Origin of the sequence: Flavobacterium sp. 245 (assembly GCF_004362055.1) — a bacterium.
In the GTDB taxonomy this organism is placed as follows: domain Bacteria; phylum Bacteroidota; class Bacteroidia; order Flavobacteriales; family Flavobacteriaceae; genus Flavobacterium.
This window is the reverse complement of record NZ_SNXB01000003.1, coordinates 20601-47021: the sequence shown is the minus strand read 5'-3', so window position 1 is coordinate 47021 and position 26421 is coordinate 20601. Positions and strand designations below refer to the sequence as shown.

Here is a 26421-nt window from a genome sequence, read left to right as displayed (position 1 = left end):
TATTCTAACAGGTTTTTAAAACCTGTTAGGTATGAATTGTAGATTGCTAAAATCACAACAGTTGTGTGATTGATTTTTTTGATCAATAAATTTTCTATTTTACAGGAAAGACTTTCGAATAAATACCTAACAGGTTTCTGAAACCTGTTAGGATATGTGAATGGTTTTAAATAATTACAAATCCACAAAGTATTTTTGTTTTCCAAAATCGAATTCATAATAAGTCAAATTAGGCCAAAGCGGCTTAATCAATCCTTTTTCCCAATTTTGTAAAGCAATTTGAAGTTCTTTCACTTTTTCAGGATTTTTTGAAGCAAGATCCGTAGTTTCAGATTTGTCTTTAGCTAAATCATAAAGCCAGGTTTCGTGTGTTTTGCCGCTTACAATTAACTTCCAGTTGCCACTTCTAATAGCTTTTGCATCGCCAGAACGCCAGTACAAATCTTTATGTGCTTCTTTGTTATTATTTACCACGTCAATCAAATCAACGCCATCATAAACGCGGTCTTTTGGTAAACCTGAATGCGTTACTGATGCAATTGTACTAAAAATATCAAGAGAACTTACAGGCGTTTTATAAACAGTATGTGGTTTTATTTTTCCTTTCCACGAAAGTGCAAACGGAACATTTATACCGCCTTCAAAATGTGAAAATTTACCGCCTTTTAAAGGGGCATTTGTTGTTGCAAAAGTATAATCGGCACCACCATTGTCGCTGGCAAAAATGATTAAAGTATTTTCTTCTAAACCTTCTTTTTTAACTTTCGCTCTGATTCTTCCAATTGCATCATCAAGAGCGCTGATCATTGCGTAATACACACGTTTGTTTTCGTCTTTTACATTCGGAAAACGATCGTAGTATTTTTTACGAACCTGAAATGGCGTATGCGGTGCATTAAACGGAACGTAAAGCAAAAATGGTTTGTTTTTGTTCTTGTCGATAAAAGCTTCTGCTTCATCAGCAAATGTTTCGGTTAAATATGCTTTATCATGAATAATAGTAGTATCTCGGCGAATTTGTCCAATTCCCACACGGCCATTTCCCCATATCATTTTATCGGTAAAATCTTTATGATGGTGGTTGATGATATCCGGATTATCATCTTCTGGAGTATAAAGCGAAAACGCCTGATAAAAACCATAATGATAATCGAAACCACGGTCTAGAGGAAAAAAACCTTTGTTATGACCCAGATGCCATTTGCCAATAATTGCCGTGCTGTAACCTTGTTTTTTCGCTAAATCGGCAAAAGTAATTTCAGATTTCGGTAAACCTTGTGTAGCTATAGAGGCTTCATTTGGGTAATTAATTTTTGCGTTTAATCGCCAATTATTGGTATTGATTAAATATTTGAAAGCATAATATTCCAGGTTATTTTTTGGATAACGGTCTCCGGGCTGATATTCGTGACCAAAACGTTCTTGATAACGTCCTGTAAGCAAACCGGCGCGCGACGGCGAACAAATGGAAGCTGAAACGTAACCATCTGTAAAAGTAACTCCTGAAGCCGCTAACGAATCAATCTGAGGTGTTGGAACGGCTTTTCCTCCGTATAATGAAATATCATATTTGCCAAGATCATCAGCAAGCAGAATAATGATATTTGGTTTTTTTTCGGAAGTTGAAGTATCTTTTTGTGCTAAAAATGTTGCTTTTCCTTGGGTTAGTTTTTCATCTGGTTTTATTAATGTTCCGTCTGTGTTTATTGGCCAGAAAAGAAATACTGCTAATAAAAAGAGTATGATTAAAATGGGGATAACGATCTTTTTTATTTTTTTATAGTTTGCCATATTTTGGTAAGTTGTTTTTAGACAAATGGTTTTATTGTAGAGACGCACAGCAGTGCTTCTTTCTCATTTTGTGTACGTATTATTTGTCGCTATCGCTCGAGTCTCCTCCGACGAAATGCCAAAAATGTGGTTAAATCTTCTTGCGGAAATTAATTATCATTTCGAAGCCAAAGCCAAATCAACGTCATTTTTCAAATTTTCAAAACCTTCTTTTTTGAGAATAATTTTTCCATTTTGATATAGAATTAAAGTTGGAAAAACTTTTATTGTTTTTAGATCTGCAATGACTTGTGTATTGTCTTCCAAATCAATTTCAACTATTTTCAAATTACTTCCGTATTGTGCTTTTATAGTTTCCAAGACTGGTTTAACTTTTTTGCAGGCACCACAGTAAACCGATCCAATATCAACTAAAACCGTCTTATTATCAGAAATAATTTTGTTGTATTCCGCCAAGCTTAATTTGCTTTTGGAATTTGCAAAAAAAGGTTTTCCGCTTCCAATCCAGTTGGCAATACCGCCTTCTAAACTATAGGCTTGTTTGAAGCCTTTTTTTAGTAAATCATCTGCCAGCCAAACACTTCGTCCTGCACCGATAGAATAGGTAAAAACCGGTTTTGATTTGTCTAGTTTTGCAATTTGCTGTGCATAATCTTTCGATTCTAAATTAAAATTTACTGCGCCCAAAAGATGATTTAAAGCAAATTCTTCTGCTCCTCTGGCATCAATTATCTGCGGATTTTTTTCAGCTTGAATTTTGCTGTAAAAAACATCTAATGAAACCGTGTTCGCGCTTTTAGTTTGTGAAAAACCAATGATTGTAAAAAGCAATAGAAATGTTGAAATGCTGTTTTTAAATATTTTATTTTTCATGATTTGTAGATATAAAAAACTGGCAGTATATCTAGATTTAATTGGGATGATACTGCCAGATTGAAGTTTGTGTTTTTAAGATTGAGCCTGTTCGTAATAAACCGGACTCGGCTCAATAATTTCTGTTTTAGCTTTTAACGGAAGTGATAATACGCCATCAGCAAGAGGGCTTCCTTCTTTTTTAGATTTGAATATTGGCCACAAAAATTGTGCGTACCATTCTTCTTGTTTGTATGATTTTGTTCCGTATGATTCTGGGAATTTACGTGTGATTAAACCTGTTCCGAAGATTACATCCCAAATGAAAAACATGTTTCCGAAGTTTCCTTTGAAGTGTCCAACTCCGTCACCGCTTGTATCAGCGTGATGTGCATGGTGCGTTGCAGGAGTAGAAATCAAGCGTTCTAAAACCCATGCAATTGGGTGCAATACTCTGTATTTATAAAAAGGCTTGTCCCATGCAATACTTGAATGCGCGCCCAAAGTGATGAAACTTTTGATTACCAAAACAAACAAAGCCGGTAGACCTAAACCTAAATATGTTAGCGTTGCAGTCAAATAAATTTGAGAAAAGAAAATCGTATAAATAAAGTTTTGTCTTGAAGCCATCGCCATTCCCATGTAAGGAGCCGAGTGATGAGTTCTGTGAAAACGCCATAAAAACGGAACTTGGTGATGCAATCTATGATACCAATATTGCGTCAAATCATCAGCAATTGCGATCAAGAAAAATCCTCCCCAGAAAGGAACCCACGAAAGTGTGTTGGCCAAATTCGGGATCAAATAAGGTAAAGCAGTCAAGCTGAAAAAAGCAATTACGGGAGGCAAAAGCAATTTTGGAGCTAAGAAACAAATGATATCAATTTTACGTTCCTGACCAGTCCATTCGTCATCGTATAAACCGGCAGTAAATTCGATTACGCCTAAAACGAGCATAAAAACAGTTAATCCCCAAGTACGGATGTGCTCAAAAGCGGGTTTTGAAAATTCTAAAAAAGCAGGTAATGAAATGTGCGATTCGCTTACCAAATTGTTGCTTAATTTAAAGTAAAGGAAAATTGCCACTACAGGCAAAGAATATATAAAAAGACTTATTAGTAAATCTCTTGTCAGTTTTTCTCTTTGTACTATTGCCATGATTTCTTATTTTAAAAATTGATTAATTAATGCTAAACCTCCCGCCAATATGACTAGCGGAATTAAAAAAACAATCGCACCCACGATGATTTTTTTTCCTATAATTTCATAGTCTACTCGTTTCATGATTTCTTATTTTTATTTTTTTATTGTGTATTATTGAAAATCAAAATGTTATAAAGTGTAAATTTAATTTAAAAACTTTTAATTCTATAGAATTAGTAGTGTTTTAATTGTTGGCTTTTAATTATTTATTGTGATTTTGACAGCATCTAAATCATAAAAAGTTTCGTTGTTTTATGATAGAGAAACCTGCAAGGTTTCTAAAACCTTGCAGGTTTGGAAAATCACTATATTAATGACTACTTCCAGCAGCAGTTGTGCCTTCTCCAGGTTTTGTCACTTGTTTAATTAAATCCTGAAGACTTTTGCTTTTATCAGGACCTGTATTATGTATTTTTCTAGTTATTACATCCTGCCAGTCAATTAACGGATAAACGTTATTTTCTTTAGCTTGTTCATCAAACAGTTTTTTAAGTTCGGCTAATTTTTCAGGATATTTCGCTGCTAAATTATTACGCTCGTTAAAATCTTCGTTTAAGTTGTATAATTCCCAAACATCAGCATCAAAATTACTTGGTGCAGGTGCTTGATTACCGGCAGTTTTTACTGCAGTAAATGGGTTTGCATGTGCTGCTCCGGCTTTCCAACCGTCTTTGTAGATTGCTCTGTTTCCAAAAATGTAGTAGTATTGAACTTTGTGCAATGATTCCGCTTTAGCGTTATCCAAAGAAGCATATAAAGATGATCCCTGAATAATATCCTGTTTAATACCTTTAATATATTCTGGTGCTTTAACTCCTGCAATATCTAAAGTTGTTGGAAGTAAATCGATTACATGGCTGTATTGATTTCTGATACCGCCTTTGTCTTTAATTCCGTTTGGATAAAAAACAATCAGAGGGTTATGCGTTCCACCTTCAGACTGTGCATCTTGTTTCCAGTTTTTAAAAGGAACGTTTGTTGCCTGTGCCCAACCTAAAGGATAGTTTGTGTTTAAACCTTTTGCTGTACCAATTTCGTCAATATTAGCTAAGTTTTTCTTTAGATTTTCATCGTCAGATACGCCTTGAGAAAACAAACTTTGGTTGATTGTTCCTTCAGTAGTTCCTTCTTTACTTGCTCCGTTATCGCCAATTGCAACAAAAATTACCGTGTTGTCAAGTTGATTCGTTTCTTTTAAATAGTTTACAACTCTTCCAACTTCATAATCGGTGTATGTTAGGAAACCAGCGTAAACTTCCATGAATCTAGCGTAAACTTTTTTCTGATCTGGAGAAAGTTTTTTCCAATCAGTAATTAACGGATTACGTTCTGGCAAAACAGCATTAGCAGGAATTACGCCCAATTTCTTTTGGTTCGCAAGTACTTCTTCGCGGTAAGCATCCCAGCCTTTATCAAATTTTCCTCTATAAGGATCGCTCCATTTTGTAGCAACTTGATGAGGTGCATGTGCTGCGCCCGGTGCATAGTACAAGAAAAATGGTTTTCCTGGAGCCGCTTTTTGTTGTTTTTGAATGTAGCTTATTGCTTTATCTGTAATCAATTCATTCAAGTGGCGTCCGTCTGGCGTAATATGAACTTGATCTTCAACTAAATCAGGATTGTACTGATCTGTTTGCGATCCTAAGAATCCGTAGAAATGATCAAAACCTTTTCCGGTTGGCCATCTGTCAAATGGACCAGCATCTGTAGCATCTTCATCCGGAGTTACACCATATTTTCCAACAGCAAAAGTGTTATAACCGTTTTCACGTAAAATCTCTGCAATTGTTCCTTTATCAGAAGGAATTCTTCCGTCCCAGCCAGGGAAACCTGCAGATAAAATAGTGTGTGAAAATCCGCTTACGTGCACTCTTCCTGAATTTCTTCCAGTCAATAAAGCCGCACGAGTTGGGGCGCAAATTGCCGTTGTATGGAAGTTAGTATAACGTAAACCATTATTCGCTAACTGATCAAAAGTGGGTGTACTGATTAAACCTCCAAAAGCGCTTGAAGCTCCAAATCCTACGTCATCTAATAATATCCAAATAACGTTTGGTGCACCTTTAGGAGATTTTACTGGCTCTGGCCAATATTCTTTAGAATCGGCTAAAGTTTTACCAATAACACCTTTAAATTCCTCAGGTTTATCTTGTGCTGTCCCTAATTGTGCAACCAGGAGCGCTGTAATCAAAAGCCCTTTTTTAGGACTTTTGAAAGCAGTATTAAAATTTAAATTTTTCATTTTTTATAGTTTATTAGTTAAGGTTATAATTAATATCCAGGATTCTGAGGCAGACCTACAGGATCGATGTTTCTTTCACTTTGTGGAATTGGATACAGATTATTTCTTTCTGAAACTGAGTTTTTAGCCGTTACTTTTTTTACCTCTGTAACCAAAGTTCCCCAGCGAACAAGATCAAACCATCTTTGCCCTTCCTGAACAAACTCTTTTTTGCGTTCTTCCTGAATTGCTGCTCTAAAAGTGGCCTGAGTTAATCCTGTTAAATCAACTGATGCATCTGGCGTTGTAATTGGTTTTGCAAAAGCTCTTCTGCGGACTTGGTTGATCAATTCATATGCTTCAGCAGTTGGCCCTCCTTGCTCATTTATGGCTTCCGCCAAAGACAATAAAATGTCGGCATAGCGAATAACCGGAAAGTTGATTGCTACATTTGCCGGAGTAGCCAAATTGGTCAAATCCAAATATTTTTTGAAAATTGGCTTTGGGAAAGTGTAAATGTTTGCAGTACCAGGAATTGGCAATGTTTTAGCATAACTCACATCTCTTCTAGTATCTCCTACAGCATAAATGTCATAAAACAACGCTACATCTGAAATGATATCTGCTGGCTCGGTAGCAGTAAATCCTGTAAATGAAGTCGCTTGAAAAGTACTTCCGCTTGATCCGTTTCCGGCTTGGTTTGGCTCAAACTGTACAGAGAAAATATGTTCTTTTCCGTTCTTTTTTGTTTTGGTAAAAATATCTTGAAAACTTTCAAACAAAGCATAACCGTATCCGCCATTGATAACCTCTTTAGCTTTTGTAATGGCGTTTGGCCAATCTTTTCTTGTTAGATACACTTTTGCCAAAATTGCTTTTGCCGCGCCCGATGTTGCGCGCCCAGCATCAGTTGCCGGATGTGTCGCTGGCAGGCTTTCAGCATCTTTTAAATCTGAAATAATCTGTGCGTAAACTTCGTCAACCGTTGCTCTTTTTGATTTTAAGCTTTCTAACTGAATAGAAGTTGGCTCGTGCAAAACAATTGGAACACCTCCCCAAAGACGAACTGCCTGAAAGTAAAGTAATCCGCGGATAAATTTTGCTTCAAGGATCAATCTGTTTTTAACGGCTTCTGTTCCGGCAACTTTTGGAACATTATCAATAGAAACATTAGCTCTGTTGATTCCTGCATAAATTTGTCTCCAGGCAACCTGAACACGATCTGAAGTAGCATCATGCGTTAAACTGCTCAAAGCTCTAACTTGTGGATTTGTTGCTGAAACTCCAGCCGCAGCATAATCAGTGGCCATATCTGTCAGAAAGTATAAATTTCTTCCAAATAAACTCTGTTCTCCCGGATCTAAACTTAGCGAAGCATAAACTGCTGTTACACTTGCGATAGCATCATCTTGAGTTTTAAAGTAATTATCTTCGGTTACAAAAGAGGTTGGTGTTACCTCTAAATCTGTGCACGATACAAGTAAACCGGCACTTAATAGGAATGTTATAATAATCTTTTTCATTTTATATTTTTTTTACTTAGAAAGTTACGTTCAAGCCCGAGATGAATGTTTTAGAGTTTGGATAAGAACCAAAATCAATTCCCGGATATAAGTTGTTTTGTTCGTATGAACTTACTTCTGGATCATAGCCAGTGTATTTTGTCCATGTAATTAAGTTTTCTGCAGAAACATAGAATTTCACGCTTTTTACTCCCAGTTTTTGAGAAGTGCTTTTTGGTAATGTATAACCCAGCGTAATCAATTTTAATCGTAAGAAAGAAGCATCTTCAACATAACGTTCTGATACTATTCCTAAAGGTGAACTTGTAGCTCTAGGAATTTCATTGCTTGGATTTGTTGGTGTCCAACGATCATCTAGCGTCACATTAGCATTTGTTCCAAGTGTTGAAATCTCTAATTGCTGATTCAGCGCATTGAATATTTTTCCGCCAGAAGCACCTTGGAAAGAGAAATTCAAGTCAAAATCATGATACGAAATTGTGTTGCTGAAACTTCCCACAAATTTTGGCTGAGAAGTACCTAAGTTTCCTTTATCAAGCGCTGTAATTACGCCATCTCCGTTTGTATCAACATATCTTCTGTCACCCACTTTTGTGTTTGCTAAACTGTTGATTTTAGGCTGTGTATTTACTTCTTCCTGAGTCTGGAATATTCCGTTTGTTCTGTATCCCCAGAAAGTTCCTAAAGGCAATCCAACTTTTACGATTACAGGTTGTTGCTGCAATAATGAACCATTTGGCACAACTGGGAAAAATTGATCTACACCATTTCCTATCGCCGTTACTTTATTTTTATTTGTAGAGAAAACGAAGTTAGAATTCCATGAGAAATTTTCTGTTTTGATGTTTTCAGTGATCAAACCAATTTCAAGACCTTTATTTTCAACACCACCAATGTTTTGCAGTACAGTTGCATATCCAGAAGTCAATGGAACAGGAACATTGATTAACAAATCTTTTGTTTTTTTGTAATAAACATCAAAAACAAAATTGATTTTTCTGTCTAATAATGATAAGTCTAAACCAACATTATATTGATTTGTTTTTTCCCATCTCAAATCTGGATTAGCTAATCGAGTAGGAGCAAGTCCTGTTGCTAAAGTGCCTCCAAAAGCATAATTTACAGAACCCATTGAAGCAAGTGAAAGGTAGTTTCCAATTTCTTGGTTTCCTGTTGTTCCTGCTGTAAGTCTAAGTTTAGCTTCGGTTACGCCTTTAATGTTGTTTGCAAATTCTTCATCTGTAATATTCCAAGAAAATCCAGCTGATGGGAAATATCCCCAAAGTGATTCTGATCCAAATCTTGAAGATCCATCGGCACGGCCTGAAAGCGTAAAGTTGTATTTTCCTTTATAAGAATAGTTTACTCTGGCTAGCCAAGATTTTAAAACACTTTCGAATGCATCACTGTAAGGTTTTACCGGAACACCATCTTGCAGAGCATTATAAGTATTGGCATCATTTACAAAAGTCTGCGCTCCAGCATTTACAACCTCTCCTTTTGTGTATTGAAGGGTATAACCTCCTAAAGCTGAGAATTTATGATTGTCGCCAAAATTAGTATTGTAATTCAATGTGTTTTCATTTAAAACCGAACTTACTCTGCGGTCACCAACAGAAGCTAAACCTTTGACTCCGGCTCCAGTAGTAGTGGTGGCTGGTGCATAATAATTTTGTTTAGTATCAATTACATCGCCACTAACTGCAACTTTAGCCGTAAGCTGTTTTGTTATTTTATATTCACCAAATAAGCTGGTTAAAATTCTGTTGATTTTGGTTTCATTTGTAGTGTTTTCCAAATCATTAATCGGATTTGGAATGATACCATTAGTTGCAGTTGCGTAAGGATTATTAGTTAAATTATAACTTCCGTCAGGGTTTTTAATTGGTACAACCGGAGGCTGATACAAAGCCACTACTAATGGATTTGGTTGTCTTCCGGCAGCTGCACCGCCATTTGTTCCAACACCGTTTGAGGTCGAATTGGTATAATTGGCATTTACGCCAAATTTGAAATTCTGCGAATAATTTCTTTCGTAATTAGCACGAAGCGAAATACGTTTAAAATCAGTTGCAATTACAATTCCGTCCTGATCAAAATAGCCTGCAGAAACAGTATATCTCGAACGTTCATCACCACCAGAAAAAGTCAATTGGTGATTTTGTATTGGAGCTGCAGTTCTAAAAACAGCATCTTGCCAATCATAGCTCCCTGAAGTTTTGAATGCTTCAATTTGAGCAGCAGTAAAAGATGGTGCCTGCCCAATACTTGCCTGAACATCGTTACGTAAGCTCGCCCATTGGCTGGCATTCATTAAATGCAGTTTTTTTGAAACATTTTGAAACCCAAAATAACCTTGATATGAAATATTGTCTTGACCTTTTGTTCCTTTTTTGGTTGTAATAATAACGACTCCATTTGCACCTCTAGATCCATAAATTGCAGTTGCCGACGCATCTTTCAAAACTTCAATGGATTCGATATCAGCTGGATTAATTGTCGAAAGCACATTCACCGTTGCTCCTGCATATGCTACACCTGCGGTACTATTATTATTGTCGTTATAAATTAAAACGCCATCTAATACATAAAGCGGTTCATTACCAGCTGTAATGGAGTTTCCTCCTCGAATACGTACGCTTGATGAAGCTCCTGGACGTCCTGAACTTTGTGTAACTACCACACCAGGAATCGCACCGCGAAGCAAATTATCTGCAGATGAAGTTACTTGAGATAAATTGGCTTTTGGAACTGAAGCAACTGAGCCTGTAATGTCTTTTCTCTTTTGTGATCCGTACCCAACAACTACAAGCTCGTCTAATTCCTGACGCTCTTCTTTTAAGTGAATGGTAACTGGATTTTTATCTACCACTATTTCCAGTTTTTTGTAACCTATATAGCTTACAATTAAAGTATAGGGTAATTTTTGGCCTGTTTGAAAATAAAATTTTCCCTCAGCATCTGTTATAACGCCGTGCGTGGTTCCTTTAATGGTTACTGAAGCACCAATAATTGGCTGATTTGTAATGTCATCGACAACAGTTCCATCAAGCTTTGACTGAATAAGCGGGGTCGTATTCTGGGCATTAAGTCCTGCCGTCAGCAGCAAGAGAAATAATATTGAGTATATCTTTAAAATTTTTTTCATTTCTTTGTAATGGTTTAAGTAATTAACAAGGCGCCCTGAGCGTTGAATTTTCAACCCTCTAATTGTTTCCTTGATTTAGTGATAAATGTTCTTTAAGCCTCGCCATTTCTGTTGCCGCAGAAATGGCTTTTTTTATTTACAGCAACAGGTTTGCATCTTTTTCATTTTAGTTTTTTTTAGTTGTTAATTATTTTCTTTTTAAAATAGTTATATAATTAAAAATCATCCAGAATGCAAAATATGCATCAGCCAGATATTTGTATTCAATAAATGTAATCGTGTGGTGAATATAGGTTTCGTTTTGATTTTTAAAATAAATCTGATAACGAATGAATTGCGTTGAGAATTAACAACAGAAGCACATATAACAACAGTTGTTATAAGTATATTTTTTTTGAAGATTTAAATACGATATGCTTTTGGTTGTTTTCAAAATATAGTGTTTTTGGTTTTAAAATACAATCTTAAACTCTACTAATCCTATAGACAAAGTTAATTTTAATATAATAAAAACCAAAAATTTACATGATTTTTTTTGAAAAACTCTTTAGATGAGCTAATTACGAGTTTTAAAATAAGGTTTAAAGTGTTGAAAATCAATACATTGAAATTTATTTATATTGAGGAAAAATGTTAAAAGTTTTTTTATTTCATGTTTTAAATTGTAGTATTTTACATTTAAATTGCTTGTTTTTAATACTTTGTGAGACATACAAATCCATCAAAAACAGCTCAGAAGCGTCTCAGAATATGTTTTTGTGGAATTAAATTAAAAAAGAGAGGAATAAGGCAATTATTACTTTTAATTGGTTATGTTGTTTATTATTAGTGTTTTATGTGATTTTTTCCTATTTTTAATCTATTCTTATTTTTTGCAGTAAAAACCATTCTTGCTTTTTTGCGCAATATTGATTTATAGGTTAAATTTTAAAGTATTAATTCTAACACTATTTTTCTATGGCTGATCTTTCACAATCTCATCGCATTCTGTTTTTTAATACATTAGCTTTTATAGTTTGTTTTGCCTGTTGGACACTTAACGGAGTATTGGTAACTTTTTTAAATGACCGTGGTATTTTTGAATGGAGTGTCGTCGAGATAGGATGGTTATTGGGAATCCCAATTTTAACGGGTTCCGTAATGCGATTGCCAATGGGAATTCTTACGGATAAATTTGGAGGTAAACCCGTTTATTCCTGTTTGTTGATTTTAAGTTCAATTCCGCTGTTTCTGCTGCCTTTTGCTTACAATTTCTGGACGTTTGCTATTTTGAGTTTTTTATTCGGAATGGTAGGGACTAGTTTCGCGATAGGAGTAGGATACACCTCTGTGTATTATCCAAAAGAATGGCAGGGACGGGCATTAGGTATTTTTGGAATGGGAAATTCAGGTGCAGCACTAACTACATTTCTCGCCCCAACTTTATTAACAAAATTCTCCGAAAGCGATCCAGTAAATGGCTGGAAATTGCTTCCGGTAATTTATGCAAGTGTGCTTCTTGCAATGGGAGTTATTTTCCTGATTTTTACAAAAAATAAAAAAGTTGATGCACCGCCAAAAACAATAAAACAAGTTTTTAAACCCTTAAAAAGTGTCAGAGTATGGCGTTTTGGACTGTATTATTTTCTTGTTTTCGGTTCATTTGTAACTTTTTCTCAATGGTTGCTTCCAAATTTTTTAAACGTGTATCACACAACTTTAGTCATGGGCGGTTTTTTTGCGGCATTATTTAGTCTTCCATCTGGAGTAATAAGAGCCTACGGCGGATTTTTATCAGATAGATTTGGAGCCAGAAAAATAATGTATTGGGTTTTAGGTTCTTCAGTGGCATTAAGTTTTTTATTAATGTTTCCTAAAATGAATATAACAACCTCTGGTTCTGGACTTGTAGCATCAAAAGCAGGAACAGTGACTTCGGTTTCTAAAGATAAAGTTGTGGTTGGCGACAAAACTTATGAAATTTTGCAAGAAAATAAAAATGCTGAGCAAAGCAAATTTTTTCCTTCTAAAAAATCATGGCAGGAAGTTGTAGTAGAGCAGAATCAGCAAGTTCAAAAGAAAGATTTGCTAGCAGAAGGCATTACGCAAATTCATTTTGAAGCTAATATGTGGATTTATTTAGCATTAGTCATTATGATTGGAGCCGCTTGGGGAATTGGTTCTGCAGCAGTTTATAAGCACATTCCTGATTATTTTCCAGATGAAGTTGGAGTAGTAGGAGGAATGGTTGGTCTGCTTGGAGGTTTAGGCGGATTTTTTGGCCCAATTATCTTTGGTTACCTTTTAAGTACAACTGGTTTTTGGACAAGTTCATGGATGTTCATTTTGGCAGTTTCACTGATTTGCCTAATCTGGATGCATCGTGTTGTTGTGAATTTAATGAAAGAGAAATCGCCAGAATATGCAAAAGATATGGATAGAAAACATTAAAGTTAATTTAGAATGAAATACATTAAAAAAGCCTTTTTCTTAAAACTGGAAAAAGGTTTTTTTTATGTACTTAATTTTATTATTTAGGATGTTTTAAAATAAGACAAAAATGTCTTTTATATGATATATGTCATAGAAAACTAGAATCTGAGGCTATAATTTTGCTTGTATAATTGATGATAATTACGCAATTATATTTAAGTAATCCTCTAAGTATGAATAATCTTTCCCAATCTCACCGAATTTTATTTCTTAATACACTTGCCTTTACTGTATGTTTTGCCTGTTGGACATTAAACGGCGTTTTGATTACTTTTTTAGCCGATAAAGGAATATTCAGTTTCACAGTTGTAGAAATAGGATGGCTTCTCGGAATTCCTATTCTTTCGGGTTCAATTTTCAGGTTGCCAATGGGGATTTTAACAGATAAATATGGTGGCAAAATAATTTTTTCTGTTTTGCTTTTGCTCTGTTCGGTACCTCTTTTCTTAATGCCGTTTGCAGATTCATTTTGGAGTTTTGCAGTACTTAGCTTTTTCTTCGGACTAGTGGGAACCAGTTTTGCTGTCGGGATTGGATACACTTCAATTTGGTATCCAAAAGAATGGCAGGGAAGAGCATTAGGAATATTCGGAATGGGAAATGCCGGTGCTGCCATTACCACTTTTGTTGCCCCTACATTATTAAATAATTTATCTGAAAATAATCCCGTTAACGGCTGGAAAATGCTTCCAGTTATATACGGATCCATACTTGTAATTATCGGAATTCTTTTTGTCGTTTTTGCTAAAAACAAGACGAATCAAGGTGTTTCAAAAACAATGAGCGAGCTTATGGCTCCACTTAAAAAGAGCAGAGTATGGCGTTTTGGAACGTATTACTTTTTAGTTTTTGGTTTTTTTGTAGCTTATTCTCAGTGGCTTCTTCCCAACTTTATGAACGTCTACAATACTACCTTGGTAATGGGCGGCATGTTTGCTACAATGTTCAGTCTTCCTTCTGGAATTATAAGAGCTTTTGGAGGTTATCTCTCAGATAAATTTGGAGCCAGAAAAGTAATGTACTGGGTTTTAGGTTCTTCAATTGTAATTAGTTTTTTATTGATGTTTCCAAAAATGGAAATCTTTACTGCTGGCCCTGGAGTTATGTCTTTAAGTAACGGAACAGTAACAGAAATTTCGGCAGATAAAATAATAGTTAATGGAAAAACACATCAAATTAATAGCAAAAAAGATGTCGAAGTAATAAGCGAATCTTCTGTTTTTCCTGTAAAAAAATCATGGCAGGAAATTATCGTACAACAAAATCAAGAAGTTAAAAAGAAAGAATTATTAGCAAAGGGAATTACCCAAATAAACTTCAGCGCCAATCTTTGGGTGTATGTGGTTTTGGTAACGCTAATAGGAATTTCATGGGGAATTGGCAAAGCAGCTGTTTACAAACATATTCCGGAATATTTTCCAAATGAAGTGGGAGTTGTGGGCGGCATGGTTGGTTTGATTGGTGGTCTGGGAGGTTTTTTAGGTCCAATAATTTTTGGCTATCTCCTCAATTATACCGGACTCTGGACAAGTTCATGGATATTCATATTTCTGGTTTCTGTTCTTTGTTTAGTATGGATGCACAGAACAATTATAACTGCTATGCGAAGCAAATCACCCGATTTTACGAGAGAAATAGAAGACAATCATTAAAAATTAAACTACAATAAAAATGAAAACTTGGTTAGATAAATGGAACCCCGAAGATGAAGTGTATTGGAATGCTGGCGGAAGTAAAATGGCATGGAGAACTTTAACAATTACAACAATTACATTAGTGTTATCATTTGCCTCGTGGTTTATGATGAGCGTTATAGCAGTAAAATTACCTGGATTAGGCTTTAATTTTTCAAAAGAACAGCTCTTTTGGTTAACCGCGATACCAGGATTAGCAGCCGGATTACTGCGTATTGTTCACACATTTTTGCTTCCCATTTTTGGGACACGTCATATTATATCTTTGGCAACAGCAATTAAATTAATTCCTGTAATCGGAATTGGTTTTGCAATTATGAATGTAAATACACCTTTTTGGGTTTTTGCAATTTTGGCCTTTACAACTGGTTTTGGCGGTGGCGATTTTTCTTCTTATATGCCAAGTACAAGTTTGTTTTTTCCTCAAAGATTAAAAGGGACTGCATTAGGAATTCAAGCAGGAATTGGAAATTTTGGAGTTTCAATAGCGCAATTTGTTACGCCACTAATTATCAGTGTTGGAATTTTTGGAGCTTCGACTGTTTTTACAAGTATTGACCCGAAAGAAACATTGGCAGTCTTTCAAAATTCGTCAATAGAAAAACAAAAAGAAGTTTTCGCTGCCCTTGATACCGGAGTACAAACAAAAATTTTATCTAACGTAAAGAAAAATGTTATTGATTCTGTGAGTACGGCTGTGAACTCTCAGGATAATGTAGTTGTTTTTAATTCGCTTCCAATTAAGGTCAAAGCAAAGGCAATTGCAAATGCAAATCCAAAATTGGCTGAGAAAATAATAAACAACATTAGCACCGAAAATACAGCGGTAAAAAACAAACCAATTTACTTGCAATCTGCAGCATTTTGGTATGCGCCTTTTTTAATAATTATGGCTTTTGTAAGCTGGTTTTATTTAAGAAGTATTCCAATGAAAGCTTCGGTAAAAGAGCAATTGGATATTTTCTCCAATAAACATACATGGTATTGCACAATTACTTACGTAATGACTTTCGGAACTTTCGCGGGATTGTCTGCGGCTTTTCCTTTAATGATTAAATTTTTATATGGAGATTTTCCAAATGCACCAGATCCTTTAGTATATGCTTTTTATGGTCCATTAATAGGTTCTGCCAGCCGAATAGCTTTTGGATTTGTAGCGGACAAAGTAGGAGGCGCCCTATTGACATCTCTAACAGGCTTAGGTATCCTGGCCGGAGCCGTTATTTTAGTGACTCAAGGATTAGTTGCACCAACAAGTATGGATCAGTTTCCACTTTTTGTTGGAGTAATTTTGGCAATGTTCTTTTTTACGGGAATCGGCAATGCTGGAACCTTTAGACAATACCCAATCATTTTCAAAGAAAACCCGCGTCAGGCAGCAGGTGTTATTGGATGGACTGCCGCAATAGCTGCATTTGGACCATTTATATTTTCTAAATTAATAGGGAATAATATTTCGGCTAATGGTACTGTAAATCAATTCTTTATTGGTGTTGCTTTTTTCACTATATTAGCTACAGGTATCAATTGGTGGTTTTATAATCGTAAGAATTGTGAGAAACCAAGTTAATGAAGTAATCATTAAAATAAAAAATTAAGGATGAAAAATAAGGCATTTAATACCAAAGCTTTACTTGTTGCTTCACTGGTTTCAATACTAACAATTGTACTGGTGTTCTTCGGCTCAAGACAATTGCAGAATTTTGATGCAGCACTGGTAACCTATCTTTTCGGAACTGTATTTGCTTTCTTCGGAATTGTTTATCGATATACAGTTTGGCTTCAAAGACCCCCAACCTGGATGTATTTTAAAAGGAGTATCAGATTCCTTTTTACCGGAAAAATATTTTCGCATTTATGGTTTTTAGGAAAAGAATCGGTTCAGAATATTGTTGTTCAACGATTTATCTATCCACGAAGCAAATGGCGATGGTTTGCACATTTCTGCATTGCAATTGGTTGTTTGTCTGCTTTTGCGATTACAATTCCGCTCACATTTGGATGGATTCATTTTACATTGGCACCTAATTCTATTTCGATTTACGAAGCACATTTCTTCGGATTCAAAATGATGGATTTTCAAATAAATTCCTTTTTGGCATTTCTAATTTTTCATGCGCTAAACTGGTCTTCATGGCTCGTTATAATTGGATCTGTTTATTATTTAAGAAGAAGATTAACAAATCCCGGACTTATTGCAACACAAACATTTGAAGGTGATTTGTTGCCTTTGATTTTATTAATCGCAATATCAGTTACCGGATTATGTCTCACTTATTCTTATCAATTCATGAAAGGTTTTGCTTATGATTTTCTTGCTGTAATTCATTGTGTAACCGTAATTATGTTTTTGCTTTGGATTCCGTTTGGAAAGTTCTTTCACATCATTCAGCGTCCGGCACAAATTGGAGCACATATTTACAAACAAGAAGGAATTAAAAAAGGTATGGCCGTTTGTCCGCATACAGGAGAGGAATTCGCTACACAGCTTCATATTGACGATTTGAAAATTGTAACACAGCAATTAGGTTTTGATTTTACCCGCGAAGACGGAACATCTCATTTAGATTTAAGCCCAGAAGGAAAAAGATCACGCTTAGCTCAGGCTCATTTAAAAGCCAGATTAGAAGGCGGAAATTTATTTGGATAAAGAAAATAGTTTCAAGTTTCAGGTTTCAAGTTTTCCTTACAGAACGTGAAACTTGAAATTTAATTTATAAAAGTATCAAGTTTCAGTTTTCAAGTTTCGCACAGAACGTGAAACCTGAAACTTGAAACAAAAAAAACAAAAGAATGGCAAAACTACCAGTATCATTAGAAAAAATTATAGATGTTTTTGGACCACATTTAAACTATGCGCCTGCTGATGGTTATGGCGGAAGAGATGAACCAGATGAGGTTGTAAAAACGCATTGTTGTTTTTGCGGGATGCAGTGCGGTATTCAATTATTAGTCAAAGAGAATAAAGTAGTTGGTTTTGAGCCTTGGATGGAATTCCCTTTTAATGAAGGTCGTTTATGTCCCAAAGGTGTTCAGCGTTATTTACAAAATAATCACCCCGATCGTCTTTTGCAACCAATACAAAGAGTGGAAGGAAAAGGGTTTGAGAAAATTTCTTGGGATGATGCGATGGACAAAACAGTTTCTGAAATAAAACGAATTCAGGAAAAATACGGAAAACATGCTTTTTCAATGCTATCTGGAGTTTCATTGACAAATGAAAAAAGTTATTTGGTTGGAAAATTTGCGCGTGTTGCCCTAAAAACAAGAAATCTGGATTACAACGGAAGACTTTGCATGGTGAGTGCCGGGGCTGGGAATAAAAAAGCATTTGGTTTGGACCGTGCCTCAAACAATTATTCAGATTTAGAATATGCTGAAGTGATTATTGTAGCAGGTGCAAATATCAGTGAGACTTTTCCAACCTTGACGCATTGGATTTGGAAAGCAAGAGATCGTGGTGCAAAATTAATTGTCATCGATCCAAGAATGATTCCACTTGCAAGAACTGCCGATATTCATTTAGATGTAAAACCCGGAACTGATTCGGCTTTATATGGCGCAATGCTGAAATATTTGGTTGATCACGACATGCTCGATCATGATTTTATTGATAATTATACATCAGGATTTCAGGAAACTATTGATGCTGTAAAAGAGTATACATTAGAATGGGCAGAAGAAGTAACTGGAATTGACAAAGAAAAAATAAAAGCTGCTGCCGAATTATGGGGAAAAGCAAAAACAAGCTTTTTACTGCATGCACGTGGTATTGAACATCACTCAAAAGGAGTTGATAATGTTTTGGGTTGTATTAACCTTGTTTTGGCAACAGGAAGAATTGGAAGACCATATTGCGGTTACGGAACCATTACCGGACAAGGAAATGGTCAAGGCGGAAGGGAACATGGACACAAATGTGACCAATTGCCTGGAAATAGGGATATTGAAAATCCGGAACATAGAAAATACATTTCGGAAGTTTGGGGAATCGACGAAAAAGATATGCCAGGAAAAGGGCTGACGGCTTACGAAATTATTGAAGCCATTCACAGAGATGAAATAAAAGGATTGATTTCGATTTGTTTTAATCCTTTGGTATCTCTTCCAAATAATAATTATGTACGTGCCGCACTTGAAAAATTGGAATTTTACGTTTGTATTGATTTCTTTTTGAATGAAACTGCCCGTCATGCGGATATTGTTTTAGCGGGATCATTACAGGAAGAAGAAGAGGGAACTACAACTTCTGCAGAAGGAAGAGTGATCCGAATCAGACAAGCGGTTACGCCTCCAGGAGATGCAAGAACAGACACTTCGATTTTATTAGAAATTGCAGAGCGTTTGGGCGAAAAAGATAAATTCACTTACAACAACAGCGAAGAAATTTTCAATGAACTGCGTGTTGCTTCAAAAGGGGGAACGGCAGATTATTTTGGAATTACGTATAAAAAAGTAGAGGAAAATATGGGCGTTTTTTGGCCGTGCCCAACTGAAGATCATGCGGGAACACCAAGATTATGGGAAGATAAAAAGTTTAAAACGCCTGACGGAAAAGCACATTTTAATCCGGCGCCATATAAACTTCCGGGCGAAGTTACCGATGAAGAATATCCTGTAACATTGACAACCGGACGCGTTGTTTCACAATATTTGAGCGGAACACAAACCCGCAGAATCGGAAAATTAGTAGATCAGTTTCCAGAACCAATGGTAGAAATTCATCCGGAAATGGCAAGCGCTTATGGAATAAAACAGCGTGAACTGGTTAGAGTCGTTACCAGAAGAGGCGAAGGAATTTTTCCAGCCAATATTGTCGAAACAATTAGAAAAGATACCGTTTTTATACCGTATCACTGGCCGGGACATAAATCGGCAAATCAATTAACGCCGGGAACTTTAGATCCAATTTCAAAAATTCCAGAGTTTAAAGTCTGCGCCTGCAAATTAGATCCGCAAGGAAAAATTGCTGCACCATCTAAAGAATCGGAAGCGTATGCAAGTGTTTAATCTATAAAAATTAACCTTATGAATTTAACCAATTTTAATACTAGTGAAGAGTTTTTTGTAGATATGCAACGCTGCATTGGCTGTAAAGCCTGCGAAATGGCCTGTGCCGAATGTGAAACTAATGGTCAGCAGACATTAATAAGTGTGAATTATGTAGATCGTGCTTCGACAATTCAGACAACAGTTCAGGTTTGTATGCACTGTGAAGATCCGGTTTGTGCAAATGTTTGTCCGGCTGATGCAATTTCGCAAGATGAATTTGGCGTTGTGCATACAGCAAGTACTGAAAGATGCATCGGATGTTCAAACTGCGTGATGGCTTGTCCTTTTGGTGTACCAAAAAAAGTTGAAGAATACGATTTAATGATGAAATGTACTATGTGTTATGACAGAACAAGTGTTGGTAAAAAACCAATGTGCGCAACAGTTTGCCCAAGCGGTGCTTTGTTTTATGGAACGCGAGAACAAATTGAAGAAATGAGACCAAATAGTTCGCCAGTCAATAATTTTATTTTTGGAAACGAAAAAGTAACAACAAAGGTCAACATTATGATGCCTAAAGGGAGTACAGAATTACGAATTTATTAAAAGCCGAATCATGTCTAAAGAAGATAATTTAAATGAAAACTGGAAAAAAGATTTTCCAATAAAAAAACAAGAATCAACTCAAGTCAGCCGACGCGATTTTGCTAAATTCCTAACGTTTGTTTCCGGCGGATTAATGGTAGGAACTGGGTTTGTTACTGCAAAAGCACTTTTTTTGCCAAAAGAAGAAGTTCAAGGCGAACATTTTATATGTAATAAAGAAGATGTTCCAGTAGGAGGAACAAGAGGTTTTGTATTAGAAGGAAGCACAATTCCGTATATTTTGATTCATCTTGAAAGTGGTGAATTTAGAGCGTACGAGCAAAAATGCACACATCTTTCCTGTTCTGTTTTTTACAAACCCGGAACCGGAATTATACATTGTCCGTGTCACGAAGGATCTTTTGATGCCAAGACCGGAGATGTCATTGCAGGCCCACCACCACGAGCTTTGCCTCAATTAGAAGTAGTTTTTAAAGAAAATGCTGTTTTTGTAAAAGCATTAATTGAAAAGAGAGAAAGCTAATTTAAATTTTGAATTATGAGTACTTTTAGAAGAAGTCAGAACCGTGCAAATCCTAATAAACTGAACAATATACTTTCTACACTTATATTTATTTTAATTCTAAATGTCAGCATTCAGATTTGGCTTTTATATGCCTCTTTAAATAATGCGCTGGACAATAACAAAGAAATTTTGCTTCCTGCTTTTATCGCTTCTGCAATCCTTTTTTTAATTGGTTTTGCTTGGCTTTATTATCTTCCAAAAGGAAATTTTAGAAATAAATAAAATAAAATTCTTAATTTCAAAAAGCTATTTTGGTTTTTTATGAATCTATTTGCATTAATTGCGCTAAATTTATATTTTTTAAAAGAATTCAGATTTTTAACGATTTTAACTAAGTAAAAATACTTATATTTGTAATAAGTATTTTTTGCTTATTACAAAATAGCCCAATGATTAAAGTTGAAGAAGCCATAGCAATTATTGAAGCAAACAGTGCTAAAATGCCAACAAAACGTATTGCAGTGCATAAAGCGCTTGGATATGTTTTAGCAGAAAAAGTGATTTCACCCATCGATATGCCTCCGTTTCGTCAGTCGGCGATGGATGGATATGCTTTTACACACAGCATACGTCATCAATATGATATTGTGGGAATTTCTCAAGCTGGAGATCATTCAAATATAAAATTAAAGTCAACCGAAGCGATCAGAATATTTACCGGTGCTTTTGTTCCAGACAGTGCAGATACAGTAGTAATGCAGGAACATGTAATGGCAAACAGCGATTCTATTTTGATTGCCGAAATGCCTGAAAAATTTTCAAATGTTCGACCAAAGGGAGAACAGATTGCTAAAGATGAGGTTGTTTTTGAAGCAAATACTCTAGTTACTCCAGCAGCAATTGGATTTTTGGCAAGTTTAGGAATTACAGAAATTGAAGTTTACAAAAAGCCGAAAGTTGCTATTTTAGTTACAGGAAATGAATTAGTGGAGCCGGGCAAGAAATTAAAAAAAGGCAAAATATTCGAAAGTAATTCGGTTATGCTCGAAGCAGCATTGCAGACTATTGGAATTGAAAAAACGAAAGTTTACAGAGTAAAAGATAATCTGAAAGCAACAAAGAAAGCATTAGAAAGTATTTTAAAAAAATACGATATTGTTCTAGTTTCTGGTGGTATTTCAGTTGGAGATTATGATTTTGTAAAAGAAGCATTACTACAGAACGATGTAAAAGAGCTTTTTTATAAAATCAATCAGAAACCAGGAAAACCAATGTTTTTTGGATCTAAAAATGAAACTTTAGTTTTTGCTCTTCCTGGAAACCCAGCTTCATCGCTGACTAATTTTTACATTTATGTGGCGCCGGCTGTAAAAAATAAAATGGGATTTTCGGAAATTCATAAACCTAAAGTGGTTCGAAAAATAAATTCGGAAATCAAAAATAGCACTGGAAAAACGCTTTTTCTAAAAGCAAAATACAATGAAACAACTGTAACGGTATTAGACGGACAAAGTTCGGCAATGCTCAATACATTTGCGATAGCAAACAGTTTATTAATCGTTCCTGAAAATGTTGAGCAATACAAAAAAGGTCAATTAGTTACATTATTGCCAATTGACTAAATTTTAGAATTAGAAAATAGAAGAAAGAAGCAAGAAAATAGATTTTTAGTTAGTAAAGATGAAAAGCAGTGTGTAAATTAAAACATATAGCTAAGAAATCTGAAGCAAAAAAACGATTAAACAGTTAACCAAATAAACGATTAAACAAAATGCAATTATTTAGTTCCGAAAACATACTATTATTCAGTTTTGCATTAATTGTTATTGCATTTTTATATTCAAGTGTTGGGCACGGTGGTGCATCTGGATATTTGGCTTTAATGAGCATTTTTGCTTTTCCAATTTCGGTGATGAAACCATCGGCATTGTTGTTGAATTTATTTGTTTCGAGTATTTCGTTCTTATTTTATTATAGAAATAATTATTTCAAGCCAAAGCTCTTTTATCCGTTTGCAATAGCATCGATTCCGGCAGCGTTTATTGGCGGTTTTATCACACTAGATAACGCGATTTATAAAATTGTTTTGGGAATTGTATTAGTTTTTGCAGCTTTAAGGCTGTTCGGAATATTCAATTTTAAAGAGAAAGAAGAAGTAAAAATCAATCTTCCTTTTGCATTGCTAATTGGTTTTGCTATCGGATTATTATCTGGAATGTTAGGGATTGGTGGAGGAATTATCCTAAGCCCGATTTTATTATTTTTAGGATGGGCATCAGTTAAAGAATCGGCGGCAGTTTCGAGTTTATTCATTTTTGTGAATTCATTTGCAGGAATGCTGGGATTCTTTTTAGGAGGAAAAACAATTCCGATGGAAAGTTTTTATTTAGTGCCAATTGCAGTTGTGGGAGGAATGTTAGGCGGATTTTACGGAAGCGGGAAATTCTCGAATCGAACATTAAAAATGGTTTTGGGAACAGTGATTTTATTGGCAAGCATTAAATTGGTTTTTCCTTGAAAATGAAAAACAAAATCGCTCAATAATGCGTCCCCGAGGTTGAAACCTCGGGCAATGTTTGAAAAAACAAATGTATATATAAATATAGCCGACGGTTTCAACCGTCGGGACAAAGATTGGCAAAACCTGAAACCTGAAACCTGAAACCTGAAACCTGAAACCTGAAACCTGAAACAAAAAAGTCATGGAAACAAGATTAACAGTATTTATTCTTTGTGGAGGAAAAAGCTCCAGAATGCAGTCTGAAAAAGGTTTGGTTTTGTTTCAGAATAAACCATTTATTGAACATATCATTCAGGCTATTTTGCCTATTTCAGATAAAATAAAACTGATTACGGCTTCAAAAGAATACGATTATCTGGCGTACGAGAAAATACCAGATTTAATTTTAGATAAAGGTCCGCTGGGTGGAATTTACACAGCATTATCACATTCTGAAACCGAATTCAATCTGATCTTAAGTTGTGATATTCCGTTAATTTCAACCGAATTATTGCAGGAATTGATTTCAAAACATACAGAAGAAGCTGGAATTACAGTTTTTGCTTCAGAAAGTAAAACACATCCACTAATTGGAATTTATTCAAAAAAAATTGTTCCAATTATAAAAGAAGCAATCGATTCAAACGAATTAAAAATGATGGATTTGCTGGCAAAATTGCCACATCAGATTATCAATATAGAAGAAAGTGAAAACTTTCATTTGGCCAATATTAATTCGGCAGACGAATTAAATGATTTGAATATCAATTTAACTTAAAGACTATGCGAAATTTAAAAACTCCAAAATTGACCATTGTAGGCGCAGGTCCGGGCGATGTTGAATTGATTACATTAAAGGCAATCAAAGTTTTAGAAAGCGCTGATGTTGTTTTGTATGATGCTTTGGTCAACGAAGAATTATTAGAATACGCGCCAAATGCTGAAATTGTTTTTGTGGGAAAACGTTTGGGCTGTCACGCGTATACACAAGATCAAATTAACGAATTGATTGTTTCAATGGCAAATCGTTTCGGTCATGTAGTACGTTTAAAAGGCGGTGATTCTTTTGTGTTTGGTAGAGGAAGTGAAGAGATTGATTATGCCGTAAAATTTGGATTAGAAACCGCTGTCGTTCCTGGAATTTCTTCGGCTTTAGGTGTTCCGGCTGCAGCAGGAATCAGTTTGACACAGCGAAAAATTGCCGAAAGTTTTTGGGTTATTACCGGAACAACTTCGAATCATGAATTATCTAAAGATATACATTTGGCCTCAAAATCGGAGGCGACGGTGGTTATTTTGATGGGAATGCATAAATTGAAGGAAATTATTTCGATTTATCAGGAAAATAGAAATGACGATCTGCCAATTGCCATAATTCAAAACGGAACCAAAAATTCCGAGCAAAAAGTAATAGGAACTATAAACACAATTACTAAATTGGTATCCGAAAATAATATTTCATCGCCTGCCATAATTGTGATTGGCGAAGTAGTAAAAAATACATCAAAACTAACAGAATATTTTTGGGAGCATTTTGATGATGAATTTATTTTTCAGAATTTAAATTTATAAGAATGATCGAGATTAAATATTTTGGAGCTGTCGCAGAAAAAACAAAATGTGAATTCGAAAAGTTATCTTTTTCTGAAGTATCACTGCAACAGTTATTGCAGGATTTAGATGAAAAATATGCATTCGAATCGCTGACTTTTAGCGTTGCAGTAAATCAAAAAATAGTTTCAAAAACACAAGAATATCAGTTGCAAGCCAGTGATATTGTAGCTTTATTGCCTCCATTTGCCGGAGGATAAATATATGAATTCAGATAACCGATATAACCGACAAATCATACTTCCTGAAATAGGAGAGGAAGGCCAGCAAAAACTATCAAAAGCTAAGGTTTTGGTGATTGGTGCCGGAGGTTTGGGCGCTTCAATTCTGCCTTATTTGGCCTCGGCGGGAGTTGGTAATATTGGAATTGTGGATGATGATGTTGTCGAAATTTCAAATTTACATCGTCAGGTAATTTACAAAACTTCGGCTGTTGGAAAATCGAAAGCTGAAGAAGCAAAAATGATGATTTCAGCGTTAAATCCTGAAATTGAAGTACAAGCTTTTTCTGAAAAATTATCAGCTGAAAACGCCATTTTGTTATTTGAAAAATATGATATTATCGTTGATGCGACAGATAATATTTCGATTAAATATTTAATAAACGATGCTTGTCTGGCAACAAATAAACCAATGGTCTATGGGTCGATTTTTAGATTTCAGGGACAAGTTTCGGTTTTCAATTATCAAAACGGACCAACGTACAGATGTTTGTATCCAGATGAAAATTCAAATGCTTTAAATTGTGAAGATGCAGGCGTTATTGGAATTTCGGTTGGAATTATCGGAATGTTTCAGGCTAACGAAGTTTTGAAAATGATTCTCGGAATTGGCGAAGTTTTAAACGGAAAAATATTGGTTTATAATATTCTGAATAATGAACAGCAGAAATATGATTTTGATAAAAGCGATGTTCAAACCATAAGCAGGGAAACATTCGAAGAAAAATACAATAAAGCTGAAGTTGAAGAAATAAGTTTTAAATCGGTTTTGGATGAAATAAATAGGGATGGAGTTTTATTTTTAGATGTTAGAAATGAAGATGAATTGCCAAAAATAAGTTTAAAAAATCAAATGCAGATTCCCTTAATGGATTTGGAAAATCAAATTGAAAAACTGGATAAAAGCCAAACAATTTATATTTTCTGCCAATCGGGAATCAGAAGCAAAAGCGCTGTTGAATTACTTCAAAAATATCAATTTAAAAGTATAAAAAGTATTGCTGGAGGCGCTTTGGCAATGAAGAGTTTATTGAAAGAAGAAAAGATCTTATCTAAAACTTAAATGCTTACAATTTTAAATA

At 35.2% G+C, this 26421-nt stretch carries 20 protein-coding genes; 14 read left to right on the top strand and 6 right to left on the bottom strand.

Annotation, left to right across the window (positions count from 1 at the left end):
• Positions 1–174 precede the first annotated feature (174 nt).
• The 6 genes from EV145_RS06285 to EV145_RS06260 all read right to left on the bottom strand — a co-directional run bounded on the left by EV145_RS06285 (position 175) and on the right by EV145_RS06260 (position 10738).
• Entirely contained in the window at positions 175–1791 is a 1617-nt protein-coding gene (locus EV145_RS06285) for a sulfatase-like hydrolase/transferase (protein ID WP_133524375.1), read from the bottom strand.
• 156 nt (positions 1792–1947) lie between these two features.
• Positions 1948–2664 carry a thioredoxin domain-containing protein gene (locus EV145_RS06280; protein ID WP_133524374.1) on the bottom strand — a complete coding sequence of 239 codons (717 nt, stop codon included), beginning with the start codon at positions 2662–2664 and terminating at the stop codon, positions 1948–1950.
• A gap of 75 nt (positions 2665–2739) precedes the next feature.
• Positions 2740–3801 carry a sterol desaturase family protein gene (locus EV145_RS06275; RefSeq protein WP_133524373.1) on the bottom strand — a complete coding sequence of 354 codons (1062 nt, stop codon included), beginning with the start codon at positions 3799–3801 and terminating at the stop codon, positions 2740–2742.
• A gap of 355 nt (positions 3802–4156) precedes the next feature.
• Positions 4157–6088, bottom strand: a complete 1932-nt coding sequence (locus EV145_RS06270) for an arylsulfatase (RefSeq protein ID WP_133524372.1) — start codon at positions 6086–6088, stop codon at positions 4157–4159.
• A 29-nt stretch (positions 6089–6117) separates the two neighbouring features.
• Positions 6118–7590 (bottom strand): RagB/SusD family nutrient uptake outer membrane protein, encoded by a 1473-nt coding sequence (locus EV145_RS06265; RefSeq protein WP_133524371.1) that lies wholly within the window; start codon positions 7588–7590, stop codon positions 6118–6120.
• Between the two features lie 16 nt (positions 7591–7606).
• Positions 7607–10738, bottom strand: coding sequence for a SusC/RagA family TonB-linked outer membrane protein (locus EV145_RS06260; RefSeq protein WP_133524370.1), 3132 nt, complete (start codon positions 10736–10738; stop codon positions 7607–7609).
• A gap of 957 nt (positions 10739–11695) precedes the next feature.
• On the opposite strand from EV145_RS06260, the gene EV145_RS06255 reads away from it, so the two are divergent.
• The 14 genes from EV145_RS06255 to moeB all read left to right on the top strand — a co-directional run bounded on the left by EV145_RS06255 (position 11696) and on the right by moeB (position 26402).
• The gene (locus EV145_RS06255; protein ID WP_133524369.1) at positions 11696–13168 is read left to right on the top strand and encodes an MFS transporter; all 1473 of its coding nucleotides are present in this window, start codon (positions 11696–11698) and stop codon (positions 13166–13168) included.
• Between the two features lie 215 nt (positions 13169–13383).
• Complete coding sequence (locus EV145_RS06250; RefSeq protein ID WP_133524368.1) at positions 13384–14862, top strand: MFS transporter; 1479 nt, start codon at positions 13384–13386, stop codon at positions 14860–14862.
• A gap of 19 nt (positions 14863–14881) precedes the next feature.
• A complete protein-coding gene (locus tag EV145_RS06245; RefSeq protein WP_133524367.1) occupies positions 14882–16474 on the top strand; it encodes a magnesium transporter MgtE N-terminal domain-containing protein in 1593 nt (530 codons plus the stop codon).
• A 30-nt stretch (positions 16475–16504) separates the two neighbouring features.
• Entirely contained in the window at positions 16505–17554 is a 1050-nt protein-coding gene (locus tag EV145_RS06240; protein WP_133524366.1) for an MFS transporter, read from the top strand.
• Between the two features lie 143 nt (positions 17555–17697).
• A complete protein-coding gene (locus EV145_RS06235; RefSeq protein WP_133524365.1) occupies positions 17698–19914 on the top strand; it encodes a molybdopterin oxidoreductase family protein in 2217 nt (738 codons plus the stop codon).
• Between the two features lie 18 nt (positions 19915–19932).
• A complete protein-coding gene (locus EV145_RS06230; protein ID WP_133524364.1) occupies positions 19933–20502 on the top strand; it encodes a 4Fe-4S dicluster domain-containing protein in 570 nt (189 codons plus the stop codon).
• Positions 20503–20512: 10 nt separating this feature from the next.
• Positions 20513–21025: a Rieske (2Fe-2S) protein gene (locus tag EV145_RS06225; protein WP_133524363.1), complete on the top strand. Its 513-nt coding sequence runs from the start codon at positions 20513–20515 to the stop codon at positions 21023–21025.
• Positions 21026–21040: 15 nt separating this feature from the next.
• Positions 21041–21289 (top strand): DUF6755 family protein, encoded by a 249-nt coding sequence (locus tag EV145_RS06220; RefSeq protein WP_133524362.1) that lies wholly within the window; start codon positions 21041–21043, stop codon positions 21287–21289.
• Positions 21290–21456: 167 nt separating this feature from the next.
• Positions 21457–22629: a gephyrin-like molybdotransferase Glp gene (gene glp, locus EV145_RS06215; protein ID WP_133524361.1), complete on the top strand. Its 1173-nt coding sequence runs from the start codon at positions 21457–21459 to the stop codon at positions 22627–22629.
• Between the two features lie 149 nt (positions 22630–22778).
• Positions 22779–23525: a sulfite exporter TauE/SafE family protein gene (locus EV145_RS06210; RefSeq protein ID WP_133524360.1), complete on the top strand. Its 747-nt coding sequence runs from the start codon at positions 22779–22781 to the stop codon at positions 23523–23525.
• Positions 23526–23709: 184 nt separating this feature from the next.
• Positions 23710–24285, top strand: coding sequence for a molybdenum cofactor guanylyltransferase (locus EV145_RS06205; protein WP_133524359.1), 576 nt, complete (start codon positions 23710–23712; stop codon positions 24283–24285).
• 5 nt (positions 24286–24290) lie between these two features.
• Complete coding sequence (cobA, locus tag EV145_RS06200; RefSeq protein WP_133524358.1) at positions 24291–25079, top strand: uroporphyrinogen-III C-methyltransferase; 789 nt, start codon at positions 24291–24293, stop codon at positions 25077–25079.
• A 2-nt stretch (positions 25080–25081) separates the two neighbouring features.
• Entirely contained in the window at positions 25082–25318 is a 237-nt protein-coding gene (locus EV145_RS06195) for a MoaD/ThiS family protein (RefSeq protein ID WP_133524357.1), read from the top strand.
• A 4-nt stretch (positions 25319–25322) separates the two neighbouring features.
• Entirely contained in the window at positions 25323–26402 is a 1080-nt protein-coding gene (gene moeB, locus EV145_RS06190; RefSeq protein WP_133524356.1) for a HesA/MoeB/ThiF family protein, read from the top strand.
• Positions 26403–26421: the final 19 nt, after the last annotated feature.